The organism is Halomonas sp. TH-94 (assembly GCF_057473365.1).
This window is the reverse complement of record NZ_JBYCKL010000041.1, coordinates 45,031-59,223: the sequence shown is the minus strand read 5'-3', so window position 1 is coordinate 59,223 and position 14,193 is coordinate 45,031. Positions and strand designations below refer to the sequence as shown.

13 protein-coding genes and 1 pseudogene are annotated in these 14,193 nt (G+C 63.3%); 7 read left to right on the top strand and 7 right to left on the bottom strand.

All coding sequences use genetic code 11. The features are described 5' to 3' along the window. From AC2VNO_RS08400 to AC2VNO_RS08380, 5 genes and pseudogenes are all read left to right on the top strand, one after another. Positions 1 to 287 (top strand): annotated as a pseudogene (locus tag AC2VNO_RS08400) (acetyltransferase); the annotation flags it as partial. Further along, positions 287 to 1,480, top strand: a complete 1,194-nt coding sequence (locus tag AC2VNO_RS08395) for a DegT/DnrJ/EryC1/StrS family aminotransferase (protein WP_486933705.1) — start codon at positions 287 to 289, stop codon at positions 1,478 to 1,480. The pseudogene AC2VNO_RS08400 and the gene AC2VNO_RS08395, both read left to right, overlap by 1 nt. A 50-nt stretch (positions 1,481 to 1,530) precedes the next feature. Next, complete coding sequence (locus tag AC2VNO_RS08390; RefSeq protein ID WP_486933704.1) at positions 1,531 to 3,498, top strand: polysaccharide biosynthesis protein; 1,968 nt, start codon at positions 1,531 to 1,533, stop codon at positions 3,496 to 3,498. A 131-nt stretch (positions 3,499 to 3,629) separates the two neighbouring features. Further along, entirely contained in the window at positions 3,630 to 5,480 is a 1,851-nt protein-coding gene (gene glmS, locus AC2VNO_RS08385; RefSeq protein ID WP_486933703.1) for a glutamine--fructose-6-phosphate transaminase (isomerizing), read from the top strand. A gap of 126 nt (positions 5,481 to 5,606) precedes the next feature. Next, complete coding sequence (locus AC2VNO_RS08380) at positions 5,607 to 6,881, top strand: O-antigen ligase family protein (RefSeq protein ID WP_486933702.1); 1,275 nt, start codon at positions 5,607 to 5,609, stop codon at positions 6,879 to 6,881. Between the two features lie 7 nt (positions 6,882 to 6,888). On the opposite strand, the gene AC2VNO_RS08375 is transcribed toward AC2VNO_RS08380, so the two are convergent. The 4 genes from AC2VNO_RS08375 to AC2VNO_RS08360 form a co-directional block, all read right to left on the bottom strand. Further along, positions 6,889 to 7,497, bottom strand: a complete 609-nt coding sequence (locus AC2VNO_RS08375) for an alpha-ketoglutarate-dependent dioxygenase AlkB family protein (RefSeq protein WP_486933701.1) — start codon at positions 7,495 to 7,497, stop codon at positions 6,889 to 6,891. Between the two features lie 13 nt (positions 7,498 to 7,510). Next, positions 7,511 to 8,473, bottom strand: a complete 963-nt coding sequence (locus tag AC2VNO_RS08370; RefSeq protein WP_486933700.1) for a LysM peptidoglycan-binding domain-containing protein — start codon at positions 8,471 to 8,473, stop codon at positions 7,511 to 7,513. Continuing rightward, the gene (locus tag AC2VNO_RS08365) at positions 8,422 to 9,291 is read right to left on the bottom strand and encodes an acyltransferase (protein ID WP_486933699.1); all 870 of its coding nucleotides are present in this window, start codon (positions 9,289 to 9,291) and stop codon (positions 8,422 to 8,424) included. Before AC2VNO_RS08365 ends, AC2VNO_RS08370 begins: the two co-directional genes overlap by 52 nt. 85 nt (positions 9,292 to 9,376) lie before the next feature. After that, positions 9,377 to 10,273, bottom strand: coding sequence for a LysR family transcriptional regulator (locus tag AC2VNO_RS08360; protein ID WP_486933698.1), 897 nt, complete (start codon positions 10,271 to 10,273; stop codon positions 9,377 to 9,379). Positions 10,274 to 10,404: 131 nt separating this feature from the next. Here AC2VNO_RS08360 and AC2VNO_RS08355 point away from each other — a divergent pair, with 131 nt between their 5' ends. Next, the gene (locus AC2VNO_RS08355) at positions 10,405 to 11,106 is read left to right on the top strand and encodes a CoA transferase subunit A (protein ID WP_486933697.1); all 702 of its coding nucleotides are present in this window, start codon (positions 10,405 to 10,407) and stop codon (positions 11,104 to 11,106) included. 79 nt (positions 11,107 to 11,185) lie between these two features. Then, entirely contained in the window at positions 11,186 to 11,845 is a 660-nt protein-coding gene (locus AC2VNO_RS08350; RefSeq protein ID WP_228573674.1) for a CoA transferase subunit B, read from the top strand. Between the two features lie 194 nt (positions 11,846 to 12,039). Here the strand turns inward: AC2VNO_RS08350 and AC2VNO_RS08345 are convergent, their stop codons facing one another. From AC2VNO_RS08345 to AC2VNO_RS08335, 3 genes are all read right to left on the bottom strand, one after another. Then, the gene (locus tag AC2VNO_RS08345) at positions 12,040 to 12,807 is read right to left on the bottom strand and encodes a VOC family protein (RefSeq protein ID WP_486933696.1); all 768 of its coding nucleotides are present in this window, start codon (positions 12,805 to 12,807) and stop codon (positions 12,040 to 12,042) included. Positions 12,808 to 12,959: 152 nt separating this feature from the next. Further along, positions 12,960 to 13,220 carry a GrxA family glutaredoxin gene (locus tag AC2VNO_RS08340; RefSeq protein WP_228573679.1) on the bottom strand — a complete coding sequence of 87 codons (261 nt, stop codon included), beginning with the start codon at positions 13,218 to 13,220 and terminating at the stop codon, positions 12,960 to 12,962. A 136-nt stretch (positions 13,221 to 13,356) separates the two neighbouring features. Beyond that, positions 13,357 to 14,178: an inositol monophosphatase family protein gene (locus AC2VNO_RS08335; protein WP_228573681.1), complete on the bottom strand. Its 822-nt coding sequence runs from the start codon at positions 14,176 to 14,178 to the stop codon at positions 13,357 to 13,359. Between the last annotated feature and the right edge of the window lie 15 nt (positions 14,179 to 14,193).

Genomic DNA, 14,193 nt, shown 5'->3' with positions numbered 1-14,193 from the left:
GTGGCCATGTCGCTCCGGGGGCCAACGTGGCGGGCGATGTGGAAATTCGCCGCACCAGTTGGATAGGGGCAGGCGCCGTGGTGCGTCAAGGCGTGACCATCGGTGAAGGGGTGACGGTGGGTGCCGGTGCGGCGGTGGTTTCGGATATCGATGATCAACTGGTGGTTGCCGGCGTGCCGGCACGGCCGATGACGCCCACCCAGGGCGACGACAGCATTGCAGACCCGCCAGCCGAGGGCTCGAACGTTCTGCGTCTCGATTTGACCTCCATCCAAGGAAGATCCTAATGCTCAATGGACCCTTCTCTCCCTGGCCTGCCTTTTCCCAGGATGAGGCCGATGCCGTGTCCCGCGTGCTGCTCTCCAATCGGGTCAATTACTGGACCGGCAGTGAATGCCGCGATTTCGAGCGCGAATTCCGGCGCTTTTCCGATTGCGAGTACGCCATCGCCGTCGCCAACGGTACCGTCGCCCTGGACCTGGCCCTGCAGGGGTTGGGCATAGGGGCGGAAGCCGACGATGAAGTGATCGTCACCTCACGTACCTTCCTGGCCTCGGTATCGAGCATTGTTCTGGCCGGTGCTCGTCCGGTATTCGCCGATATCGATCGCGACTCGCAAAACGTCACCGCCGCCAGCGTGGCCGAGAAGATCACGCCGCGTACACGAGCGATCCTCGCCGTGCACCTCGCCGGCTGGCCCTGCGAAATGGACGAGCTCATGGCGCTGGCCGAGCAATACGGCCTGTACGTCATCGAGGACTGCGCCCAGGCGCATGGCGCCCGCTACCGCGGACGCAGCGTGGGCAGCATCGGTCATGTGGGCTGCTGGTCGTTCTGCCAGGACAAGATCATGACCACCGGCGGCGAGGGCGGCATGGTCACCACCAACGATGCCGCGCTATGGCAGCGGATGTGGGCCTTCAAGGACCACGGCAAGAGCTGGGCGGCGGTTTATGAGCGTGAACATCCCCCCGGTTTCCGCTGGCTGCACGAAAGCTTCGGTACCAACTGGCGGCTGACAGAGATGCAGGCCGCCATCGGACGCATTCAGCTTGAGCGGATGCCGCAATGGAAAGCAACGCGCCAGGCCAATGCACGCCGCATATGGCAGGCGGCCGAGGCGTGCGAAGCGCTTCGCGTGCCCAAGGTGCCCGCGCATAGCGAGCACGCCGCTTACAAGTGCTACGTCTTCGTCGAGCCGGAGCGGCTGGCGCCTGGCTGGAATCGAAGCCGGATCATGGCCGAGATCAACGCCGCCGGTGTGCCCTGTTTTTCAGGATCGTGTTCCGAGGTGTACCGGGAGAAGGCCTTCGATGGTACCGGGTGGCGACCCGAACGCCCGCTGCCCGTGGCGCGCGAACTCGGCGACACGAGCCTGATGTTCCTGTGTCATCCCACTCTGACGGAAGCGGAGATCGCGCGGAGCTGCACGGTGCTCCAGGAAGTGATGGCCAGGGCAAGCGCGACCGTGCCCGCCTGAAGCCCCGAATCACGCGGACACGCAAGTGTCCGCAGTCATGGAGAGACGACATGCGAAACCTGCTGCAAACCCTGTTCCGTCTGCCGCGGCGCCAGAAGCGCACCATTCAGCTCGTGGTCGACTGCGTGCTTATCACTTTCAGTTTTCTGCTGGCCATGCTGCTCAGGCTGGAAAGCTGGACGCCGCTCACCGAGGCGCGCACCTGGCTGGCGCTGCTGTTGCTGGTCCCGCTGAGCCTGGCGATCTACATCAGGCTCGGCTTCTACCGGGCGGTGATCCGCTATCTGGGACCCAAGGCGATACGCGCCGTCGTCATCGGCGTGGTGGTATCGGCGCTGTCGCTGCCGCTTGCCAGCTACCTCTTTGCCCTCGGTATTCCGCGCAGCGTGCCCTTCATCTACGCCATGCTGGCTCTGCTCACCATCGGCGGGGTGCGCTTCGGACTGCGAGCCATCTATCTGCGCAGCCAGATTCGTCACAAGCCACGCGTGGTGATATACGGAGCCGGCTCGGCGGGACGTCAATTGGCGGTCTCGCTCAGCCATGGCCAGGAGTATCTGCCGATCGCCTTCGTCGACGATGCCGTGGGCCTGCAGAACACCTATATCGAGGGGCTCAAGGTTTATCCGCCACGCCAGCTCGGCTACCTGGCCGATACCTACGGTGCCGAACGGGTACTGCTGGCGGTGCCCAGTGCCAGCCGGGCACGCCGGCGCGAGATCCTGGCCGAACTCGAGCCGCAGGGTTTCCCGGTACAGACCATACCCGGCGTGGTGGACATGGTGACCGGCCGTGCCAGGATCAGTGAAGTGCGTGACGTGGCGGTGGAGGACCTGCTGGGACGCGATCCCGTGCCGCCGAACCCCACCCTGATGGATGCCAACATTCGCGGTAAGGTGGTGCTGGTGACCGGTGCCGGCGGGTCCATCGGTTCCGAGCTGTGTCGACAGCTGCTGCGCCATGGACCCAAGCGTCTGCTGCTGCTCGATCTCTCGGAATTCGCGCTTTATCGCATCGAGCAGGATCTGCTGCGCATTGCCAGCGAAGAGGGGCTAGAGGCGCGAGTCGAAGCGCTGTTGGGCTCGGTACAGCATCGCCAGCGGCTGACCACCGTGATGAAAGCTTATGAAGTGCAGACGGTCTACCACGCCGCGGCCTACAAGCATGTACCGATGGTCGAACACAATGTGGTCGAAGGGGTGCAGAACAACGTCTTCGGTACGCTGTCGGCGGCCCGTTCGGCAATCGAGGCGGGCGTCGAAACCTTCGTGCTGGTCTCCACCGACAAGGCGGTACGACCGACCAACGTGATGGGAACGACCAAGCGCCTTGCCGAGCTGATCTGCCAGGCCTTTGCCAAGCAGCAGAGCGCAACACGATTCTGCATGGTTCGCTTCGGCAACGTGCTGGGATCCAGCGGTTCTGTGGTGCCCCTTTTCCGCCAGCAGATACAGGCGGGCGGGCCGATCACGGTCACGCATCCCGACATCACCCGTTTCTTCATGACCATCCCCGAAGCGGCCCAGCTGGTGATCCAGGCCGGCGCCATGGCCCGAGGCGGGGATGTCTTCGTGCTCGACATGGGCGAGCCGGTGCGGATTGCGGATCTGGCACGGCAGATGGTTCGTCTGTCGGGGCTGAAGGTGCGTGACGAGCGCAATCCCGACGGCGACATTGCGATTGCCTACAGCGGCCTGCGGCCGGGCGAGAAGCTGTTCGAGGAGCTGCTGGTGGGCGATGACGTTTCGGCTACCTCTCACCCCCGCATCATGACCGCCCAGGAAGTGTTCTGGGAGTGGCCGCGGCTCGAGACATACCTCGATCGTCTGTTCGAGGCCTGTCGCAACTTCCATCATGACGGTATCCGCAGCCTGCTGCTCGAGGCGCCTACGGCTTATCGGCCGCAAGGCGACATCGTCGATCTCGTGTGGCTGGAAAAGCGCCGCAGAGAAGCCTTGACGCCGGTGTCGACGGTGGCGGTCACGCCGCTGCGCCCGGTGTTGGAGCGTCACAAGTAGGTGGCTCATGACACACCCCGCCGGACTGGGAAGGCCGGCTCTCATCTCGACCCTTGCTCAACACCGCAAATCACAGTCCCTAGTCAGCACTCCGCGACCGAGGGTCGCGGCGTCTTCATGGAGAAGAGAATATGTGTGGCATCGTAGCTGCCGTGGGTTCGGACAATGTTCTGCCCATTCTGATGGAAGGTCTCAAGCGCCTCGAATATCGAGGCTATGATTCGGCCGGTGTCGCCTTGGTGGAGGCGCCCGGCAAGCTGGGTCGCGCCCGTGAAGTGGGCAAGGTGGCAGCCTTGGAGCAGATGCTCTCCGCGGCACCGCTGACCGGCATGACCGGTGTGGCCCACACCCGCTGGGCGACCCATGGCGAGCCCAGCCAGAACAATGCGCACCCCCATGTGTCGGGACGTGTCGCCGTGGTGCATAACGGCATCATCGAGAATCACCAGGCGCTGAAGTCGGAACTCATCGCCGATGGCTTCGTCTTTACCTCGGCTACCGACACCGAAGTCGTGGCCCATCTCGTCGAGCGTGAGCTGCAGGCCTGCAGTGATCTGATCGCCGCGGTCGGCGCCGCTGTGGCTCGCCTGGAAGGGGCCTACGCTCTGGGGGTGATCGACGCCGACAGGCCCGACCGCGTCGTCGGCGCGCGCCATGGCAGCCCTCTGGTCGTGGGTATCGGTGATCACGGCTGCTACCTGGGCTCCGACCCGCTGGCGCTGCTCAAGGTGACCGACCGCTTCATCTATCTCGAAGATGGCGACCTCGTGGAGTTGACCCGGGAGGGTTGCGTCGTGCATGGCCTCGATTCAGCGGGGCAGCGGGCTCCGGTGGTTCGTGAGGTGCTGCGCTACGAGCACGATGACATGGCGATCGGCAAGGGCGAGTTCGAGCATTTCATGCTCAAGGAGATTCACGAGCAGCCGGTTGCCGTGGCCAATGCCCTGGAAGGGCGGCTGGGTCGCGATCGCGTCCTCGTGGAGGCCTTCGGGCCTCAGGCGCGTGAGCTTCTGAGTGAGGCTCGCCAGATTCATCTCGTGGCGTGCGGCACCAGCTATCATGCCGCCCTGGTGGCACGCTACTGGATCGAAGCGCTTGCAGGTGTTGCCTGTCACGTGGAGATCGCCTCGGAGTATCGCTACCGCGAAGTGGTCGCCCCGCCGGGAACGCTGCTGTTGACCCTGTCGCAATCGGGGGAAACTGCCGATACCCTGGCCGCCCTGCGCCACGCACGCAAGCGGGTGCCTGGCCATTACATCGGTGCGCTATCGATCTGCAACGTGCCCGGAAGCTCCCTTGTGCGCGAGTCCGATCTCAGCCTCATGACCCATGCCGGCCCCGAGATCGGCGTGGCTTCGACCAAGGCGTTCACCACCCAGCTGACATCGCTCATGCTGGTGGCGCTTGCCTTGCGCCAGCTGCGCGGCGGCGATGAGACCCTGACGACCCGACTGGTGCACCGCCTGCGCTATCTGCCGACGCTGCTTGGGGATACGCTCAAGCTGGAGGCGGATATCGCCACCCTGGCCAAGCGCTTCGTCGATTATCGCCATACCCTGTTCCTCGGACGCGGCGCGCAGATGCCCATTGCCATGGAAGGGGCCCTGAAGCTCAAGGAGATCTCCTACATTCACGCCGAGGCCTATGCGGCGGGCGAGCTCAAGCACGGTCCGCTGGCGCTGATCGATTCCAGCATGCCGGTGGTGGCGCTCGCGCCGAAGGATGAGCTGCTCGAGAAGCTCAAGTCCAACCTTCAGGAAGTGCGTGCCCGTGGTGGGCAGCTGGTGGTATTTGCCGATCCGGAAAGCGGTCTGGAGCAGGGCGAGGGCATGACGGTGGTGAAGGTGCCTGGCTGTTGCCGCTTCTTGGCGCCGATCGTCTACACCCTTCCGCTGCAGTTGCTCTCCTACCATGTGGCGGTAGCGCGCAAGACCGATGTGGATCAGCCTCGCAATCTGGCCAAGTCAGTCACCGTGGAGTGACTTCCCACGGGGATGTATTGGCGCCACTATCTTGTGTGGTAACGCCCAGCACGGCGTCGGGAGAGCCAGGATGGCGGTTTCCCTGACGCCGTTTGACGGCAACCTATCAATGGATGAATGATTGCCATGATCGAACACGACTCCATGAGAGCCGAACCTGCGGCCATGACCCGTGCACTGAAGGTGGCGTACCCGGCTTGGCTGGCGTCACTTACCCTGCTGTTGATGGGAACGTCGATACTCGTGTTGCCATGGGCCGCCCTTTTGAGCGTGCCGATGCTCTTGCTGGCGGCGGCCTGGCTCAGCGAAGAGGGATGGATCGATACCTTCCCCAGGCGACAAGACCTCTTGCTGGCGGCCGCGCTCGGTTCGCAGGTGCTCGTCTGGAGCATCATGCCGCTGGTACACGGTGAGGGCGCCAGCGGCTTGGACGATGCGTGGCCCTTCGCCCTTGGTCTGGTTGCCCTGGTAGCCTTGGCCAGGGTTCGGGTGTCGGCCACCTGGCTATGGGCGGGGCTGGCGCTTGGCAGCATGGCGGCTGGCACCTGGGCGGTATGGCAAAGGGTGATAGAGCGTACCGTACGGGCCGATGGTCATGATCCGTTTCATGCCATCCTCTTCGGTAATCTCGGGCTGATGATGGGGCTGCTGTGTCTTGCGGGCCTCAGCTGGTCCTTTGCCCGCCGAGAACGCTGGCCTTGGTCGCTGTTGTTGGTGGCCGGTGGCCTGGCCGGGTTGATCGCCTCGGCCTTTTCCGGCTCGCGCGGTGGCTGGATCGGCCTGCCGCTGGCTATCTGGGTGCTCTACCGGGGCCACGGGCGACGCTTGCCGCTCAGCTGGCGTATGACGCTGATGGCCGCGCTGGTCACCCTGCTGGGCAGCCTCTACGTGATGCCGCAGACCGGCGTGGCGTCGCGGGTCGACAATGCCGTTACCAGCCTGCGACTCTACGTGGCGGGCGATGACGAGATCACCTCGGTAAGTGCCAGGCTGGAGATGTGGCGCGGCTCCTCTCAGCTCATTCTCGAGCGCCCGCTCCAGGGCTGGGGCAACAGGGGCTATCAGGACGCCATGCGCGAGCGTGGGGCCGAGGGCGTGCAGGATCCTTCATTGGGACGGTTCTGGCATGCGCACAACGAAGTGCTGGATGCCTGGGTCAAGCGTGGTCTGCCGGGTTTGCTGGCACTACTGGGGCTCTATTTCACGCCGCTATGGCTGTTCGCGCGGGGTGTGGGATCCGGTTCCGGCGAACGGCGCGCCTTGGCCGTGGCGGGCACCCTGGTGCCGGTGGCCTTCATCGATTTCGGCCTGACCTACAGTTTCCTGGCTTATCCGGCCGGGAGCCTGGTCTATGCGCTCCTCATCACCCTGCTATGGGGGCTCTATCGTCAGGCGCGCTGAAGCGTGATCACGAGCGCACGTGGCGAGCCCCTACCTGGCGAAAGGTAAGGCTGATGCGCAGCCCGGGGATGCGTCTTGGCAGCAGCGCATGCTGCAGGCGTGTCTGGCAACCCGGGCCCATGACCAGCAGGCTGTCGTGTGGCAGCCAGACGTTGAAGGCAGCGCTTTCACCCTGCTTCCAGCGGAATCGCAGCGGCCGTTCGGCGCCAAGCGAGAGGGCGGCGACGACGGGAGCGGGCCCCAGCTCCGGCTCGTCATCGCTGTGCCAGCCCATGCGTTCCCCGCCATCGGCGTAGCGATTGAGCAGAACGCTGTTGAAATCGGCTTCCAGACCCAGCTCAGCCATCAGCACGACCGTCCGATCGCGTAGTGCAGCCACTACCGGGTGCCAAGGGGCGGGGTGAAACTCGCGACCGGAATAGCGGTAGCTGGCGTCTCGGTCGCCCATCCATACCTGGCTGCGCGGTATCGAGTGTTCGCGGCCGTACAGTTTCAGCGTCGGGCGTTGCCAGGCCAGCTCTCTGTCCAGGGTGGCCAACGCCTGACCGGCCGCGGGCTCGCCCAGTACCCCCTGGTAGCGGTGCAGGGGGGGTGATGACAGCAGTGCTTCCCACATGGCCGCCATACGCCTAGCGCAGCACGCGTCGGGGATCGATGGGCTTGCCGCCGAGGCGAATGTCGAACAGCAAGTCGAAGCGTTCCGTGGCGTTGCTGAAACCGACTTCGCACAGGGGGGTGCCGCGCGTGACGCGGGCACCGTCATCCACCAGCAGGTTGTCGCACAAGGCATAGACGCTCTGCAGGTTATCGGCGTGATGCACGATCACGACACGGCCGAGCTGGCGCATGCTGCCGGCAAACCTTACGTCGCCATCTGCCACCGCCTTGGCTCGGGCGCCACGGCTGGTGGCCAGCAGCATCGGCTGCAGCGTTCCGTGACTGTCGGTGCCATAGGCCCGTACGATGCGGTAATCCTCCAGAGGCCAAGGCCAGTTCCGCGCCGAGGAAGGCACCGAGCTGGGGGCGGGCGGAGGGCTGGCAGTGCGTGCCGGTGCGCTGGCGTTGGGTCGGCTGGCCGCTCCTGAACTGGGGCTCGATGCAACCGCTGCGGCACCACCGCGCAGAGGAACCTGAATGACCTGTCCTACCCTGAGACGTGTCGGCTCGACGCCGGGATTGGCCGATTGAATGCGCGCCGGGGTGGTGCTGAAGCGACGCGCGACCGAAGAGTAGGTGTCGCCGGGGCGAATCTGGTAGCGGTAGGGGCCACCGGATGGCGCACGTTCCTGCTGGGTGGGAATCAACAGGCGCTGGCCGACCGCCAGTCGCGTGGGGTTGGCGTCAGGGTTGAAGCGCTGCAGACGAGCCAAGGGCACGTCGGCGCGTGCCGCAATGCTGCCCATGGTGTCGCCACGCTGAACCACGACCCAGGTGCCGGCGATACCGGGGTCGCTGCTGCGTTGCGCTTCGGCACTGCGCTGGACGCCACCGCCAGGCGAGCCACAGCCGGCCAGGAGCAACGCCAAGGAGCAAAGCAGTATCAACGCGATTCGAGCGCCTGGTCTTTTTCCTGCCATAGGGCGTTGAGCCATGAATGGAAGCGTTCCTTGTAGAGCGGGTCGTCGTGATATTGGCTGTCGAGCATCCAGCCGGGAACTTCGAGTCGGCGCGCCTCGAGGGTAATGGCACCTTCGCGGCCGCACAGGAAACCCCAGAAGGTCGGGTGAGGGTTCTCGTAGTGCAGCGTGACGTCGAGGATGCCGTTGAGCTGCTCGCCCAGGTGGCTGAGAACTTGGGCCACGCCGCCTGCCTTGGGGCGCAGCAGGTGGCGAAAGGGACTATTCTGCGCGTCGCGCTTGGCCGGGGTAAAACGCGTTCCTTCAACGAAGTTGAAGATCGCCAGTGGCATCTCCCGGGCGCGAGCGCACATGAGCTCGGTTGCCTTGCGGTCCACATCGGCTAGCTGCGGGTTGCGTTCGATCTGCTCACGACGGTAGCGGCGCATGAAAGGGTATTCGAGAGCCCACCAGGCGAGGCCGACGATGGGAATCCAGATGAGCTGCCGCTTGAGAAAGAAGCGCGGCATCGGGATGCGGCGATGCAGCGCCATCAGCAGCATGAAGATATCGGTCCAGCTACGGTGGTTGGAGATCACCAGCCAGCGTTGTTCAGGCGACAGGCCCTCGGGCAGGCTCGCGTCGAGCTGAGGTTTCAACCAATGGCGCATCCACCAGAGATTGACGCCTATCCAGTTCAGCGCCACGGCATTGAGCCCGCGCAGCACGATCAGGCGCAGGGTCCGGGTGGGCGTGATCAGCTTGAGCACGGTCAACAGGATCAGAGGTACCGACCAGAACAGGGTGTTGATCACCAGTAGCAGTACGCTGATGAGCCCTTTCAGGGTCGCCATTCCTGACTCCTTGCCGTCGTTTCGTGACTTTTCTTGCGATAGCCGCACATGCTAATGGATAGCGTCGATGCTGCCCAGCGTTACCTCATGTCGACTTCGATTCACATAGCGTCGTCTGCAACACCTCATGGAGCGCCCGGGCGGCGATGGACAGCTCCTGCCCGGCACTCAACACTATCCCGACAGTGCGGCTTATCCGGGGGGCTACCAATGGCACGCAGCGGGCGCCGAGCTCATGCATCTGCTCGCGGCACAGCGAAGGTACGGCACTGACGCCAAGCCCGCTTGCCACCATGCGCCCGACGGTGGCGAGCTGGTGGCTTTCGAACGCCACCGGTAGTTCGGTCTGCTGACGCGCCAACGCCTGCTCCAGCAGGATGCGTACCATGGAGGGCCGCTGCAAGGTGATGAAGTCGTGAGTGAGCAAGTCCGCCCAGCCGATCGATTCGGCCTCTGCCATGGGGGAATCCGGGGGAAGCACGGCAACGAAGGTATCGTCGAACAGCGGCAGGAAGTCGATGCCTTCCCGGGTTTCCGGTTCGAAGGCGATGCCAAGTTCGACCTGCTGCCGGCGCACCATGTCGATCACCTGCTCGTTGATCACGTCGTGCACCGTGACATTCACTCTGGGAAAACGCACGCGAAAGCGCCGCAGCGCCCCCGGCAGCCGGTTGCAGGCGATGGAAGGCATGGCGGCCAGCGCCACGCGTCCGAGCTGCAGAGTGAAACGCTGGCGCAGCAGCTCCTCGGCATTGTCCCAGTCGGCCACCAGGCGTTTGGCCAGGGGCAGCAGGGTCTCCCCTTCGGGCGTAAGACGCACGCTGCGAGTACTGCGAATCAGCAGCGGCCCACCCAGGGTCTCTTCGAGTCCTTTGATGGCCAGGCTCAAGGCCGGCTGCGACAGGTGCAGACGCTCACAGGCCTGGGTGAAGCTGAGAGTTTGTGCCACGGCCAGAAAGGCGCGTAGCTGCTTGACGGTCATCGGGGGGTGCCTTTTATAAGTCTATTATATGAATTGATAAGAAAAACAAACTTAACAAATATATTGGCGGGGTCAACACTGGTCAGGTACTGTCATTTTTACTCCATTCCACAACAAGACGAGGCTTTGCGATGTCAGGTTTCGACAAGCGCGTGTACTCCTACGAAGAAGCGATGGACGGCATCGAAAGCGGGATGACGATGGTCGCCGGGGGCTTCGGTCTGTGCGGCATCCCGGAGAACTTGATTGCCGAGGTCAAGCGTCGCGGCGTCAAGGATCTGACCGTCATTTCCAACAACTGCGGTGTCGATGGCTTCGGCCTGGGGCTGCTGCTGGAGGAGAAGCAGATCAAGCGCTTCTACGCTTCCTATGTGGGCGAGAACGCGCTGTTCGAGCAGCAGATGCTCAACGATGAAATCGAAGTGATTCTGACACCGCAGGGTACCCTGGCCGAGAAGATGCGCGCCGGCGGTGCCGGTATTCCCGCCTTCTATACCGCCACCGGCTACGGCACGCCAATCGGCGAGGGTAAGGAAGTGCGCGAGTTCAACGGGCGTCACTATATTCTCGAAGAGGCGTTCCATGCCGATTTTGCCATCATCAAGGGCTGGAAGGCCGACCGCTATGGCAACGTGGTTTATCGCGACACGGCGCAGAACTTCAATCCCCTGGCGGCCACCTGCGGCAAGGTCACCGTGGTAGAGGTCGAAGAGATCGTCGAGCCGGGCGAACTGCGTCCCGACCAGATCCATACGCCTGGCATCTACGTCGACCGCATCATCCAGGGCACCTTCGAGAAGCGTATCGAGAAGCGCACGGTGCGCGAGGGCTGAGCCCGCCACCTTCTTCCGGCGCCGGCAGCGACCGGCATCGTTTCTATCGCTTCTCCCTGAACACAAGAGGCAAAACAAGATGGCACTGACTCGCGAACAGATGGCACAGCGCGTGGCGCAAGAGCTCAAGGACGGTTTCTACGTCAACCTTGGCATCGGCATTCCCACTCTGGTGGCGAACTATGTCCCTGACGGCATCGACGTGATGCTGCAGTCCGAAAACGGTCTGCTCGGCATGGGGCGGTTCCCCACCGAGGATGAGGTCGATCCGGACATGATCAACGCCGGCAAGCAGACGGTGACGGCCCGCCCCGGAGCGGCCATCTTCGACTCTGCCGAATCCTTCGCCATGATCCGTGGCGGCCACGTCGATCTGACCGTTCTCGGCGCCTTCGAGGTCGATCAGGAGGGCAACATTGCCTCGTGGATGGTGCCAGGCAAGCTGATCAAGGGGATGGGCGGCGCCATGGACCTGGTGGCGGGGGCCGAGAACATCATCTGCACCATGACGCACGCTTCCAAGCACGGGGAGTCCAAGCTGCTCGAGAAATGCACGCTGCCGCTGACCGGCGCTGGCTGCATCAATCGCGTCCTGACCGATCTTGCCTACCTGGAGATCGAGAACGGCGCCTTCATCCTCAAGGAGCGTGCCCCGGGGGTGAGCGTGGAGGAGATCGTCGAAAAGACCGCCGGCAAGCTCATCGTCCCCGACCACGTGCCGGAAATGACCTTCGACTGACGGATCGCCGAGAGAATCGGTACGACACGGCATCAGCCAAAGGCCTGAGTTCTGGACTCAGGCCTTTTTGTTTCTTTGTGTGATGAATTTATGATCAGTTCGTGAGGAGCGTGTCATTCTTTGGTGCCATTTCGTTTTTCACGCTGTCTTGCACAGCGTTATCCACAGAAATTGTGGATAACGCTGTGTTCGCTTCAGGCGATCTCACAACGCGTGTGATGGGGCAGCAGCAGCTCCACGGCGCGCTCATGATCGCTGCTCAAGCGTTTCTGCATCAGTGCAAGGCCGCCCAGGCAAATACGGTGTTCGTCGCCATTGGCAAAGGCCAGACGTTGGGAGCAGGTGGGATAAAAACGATATTGCAGTAACGGTGAAATGGGAAAGACGCCATGTTGGCGGTCGTCGCTTCCCACCAGGCCGGCTGCCTCGACAGCGCCATTGAGCTCGTCGAAGCGGTGGCCAAGGCGTTCGCAGTCGAAGCCGGCATGATGCACGCTGGGTCCCATGACGGCGATCCAGCTCGCCAGGGGATGAGCATCGTCGAGCATGGTGTAGTCGTCCCAGCTGGGCATGGCCCAAGGACGTCCTCGGCTAAGCAGATTCTTGCCTCGTGTGTCCTGGGGGTGAGCATGGCTCACCAGCTCAGCGAGCTTCTCGCGCGGTTCGCGTGACAGCGTGCCGAGCTGCAATTCCGCCAGGACCAGCCAGGGGCCTTCATCCGGGGGCGCCATCAGGAAAACCAGCAGGCCGCGGTCGGCCATCGCGTAGCGATGAACGGGCCGATAGCCTAGGTGTCCCAGGGTCGGCAGCAGATCCTGCGCCGAAAAGGGCGGCTGATTGAGAGTCAGCAGCGTCAGGTACTCGACGGGGGCATCGGTCGGCCACAGGCGTAGCATTCCCACATCTGGATGATGGTGGATATAGTCGAGCCACAGTTGTTGCAGAAATTCATCCCTTTGCATCGTCCCGTTCCTTATGTCCAGATGCGCTACGCTTGGACTTCAGTATAGGGGGTGGCCAGGAACGGCTTTCAACGCGACGGGAAACGTTAAACGGGAATTGAACGCTGCATCAGGCCGAGAGATCATCTCGGCCATGGCGTATAGCGGAAGGGTCATGCCAGCAGGGCGTTGTCGCGAACGTACTTGTCGAATTCGGTAAAACCGCCGACATGGTCCTGGTCGACGAAGATCTGGGGCACGGTGGAGACGGGTTTGCCGATGGTCTTCTCCAGGTCCGCCTTGCTGATGCCTTCGGCCCAGATGTCCACATAGCGGTGCCCTTCGATGGCATTGGCGCTTTCCAGGCGCTGGGCGAGATCCTGAGCCCGTACGCAGAAGGGGCAGCCCGGACGGCCGAAGATGACCACGAACATAAGAAGTGTCTCCTGAAATTGGCTTGGCTTGCGTCATTGTGACGGATGGCGAGGGCAGAGGCCAATAGCCCACCGCTAGTGAATCGATTGCAGCCTGCTATTTACCGGCCGTGAGCTGCCGCGGCCATTGAGTCATTCAGTACTGTCTGAGCTCATTGGCATCGGCAGCTCGCAGCAGGTCACCGAGCTCGGCATGGATCTCCGGAGCACTGACCAGCAGGTTCTCGCCGTAGAGATCGTGAGGAATCCCCTCAGGACAGGGATAGAGATGTCCCGTACGTGCGCCGGCTTCCCGGGCGATCAAGACCCCGGCGGCGAAGTCCCAGGGCGAAACGCTTTCGTAGTAGGCATCCAGACGACCGCACGCTACGTCGCACAGGTCGAGAGCGGCAGAGCCATTGCGCCTGACATCCTGACAATGTTCTAGAACCGCCGCCAGCCGGCGCATCAGTGGCGGTCGGCTGTCGCGTCGGTAGGGAAAGCCGGTGGCGACCAGGCAGCGCTGCAGGTTGCCTCTGCGGCTGGCATGGATCGGTTTGCCGTTACACCAGGCCCCCTGGCCGAGAAGGGCCGTGTAGGTTTCGCCAAGGAAGGGAGCGTGAACCACGCCGAGGCGCGTCTTGCCTTCACTGACCCAGGCGATGGAGACGGCAACGTGGCGCAGGCCATGGGCAAAGTTGACGGTGCCGTCGATCGGGTCGATCACCCAAAGCGACTCGGCCGTCGTCATCACCTCGCGATCGGGGGCGAGCTCCTCGCTAAGTCGCTGCTCGCCGGGCAGGCTGGCCTCGAGGCGTTCGCTTATCAGGGTGTCCACGGCCACATCCACGTCGGTGACCAGTTCCTGTCCATGCTTCATTTGTTGATTGAAGGTCTGGTTGTGCCTGGCCATTACGATCTGCTCGCCGGCTTCGTGAGCGATGGCGACGGCGAGCTCGAGACGCTGCTGGGGAAGCATGGGGCATTCCTCGTC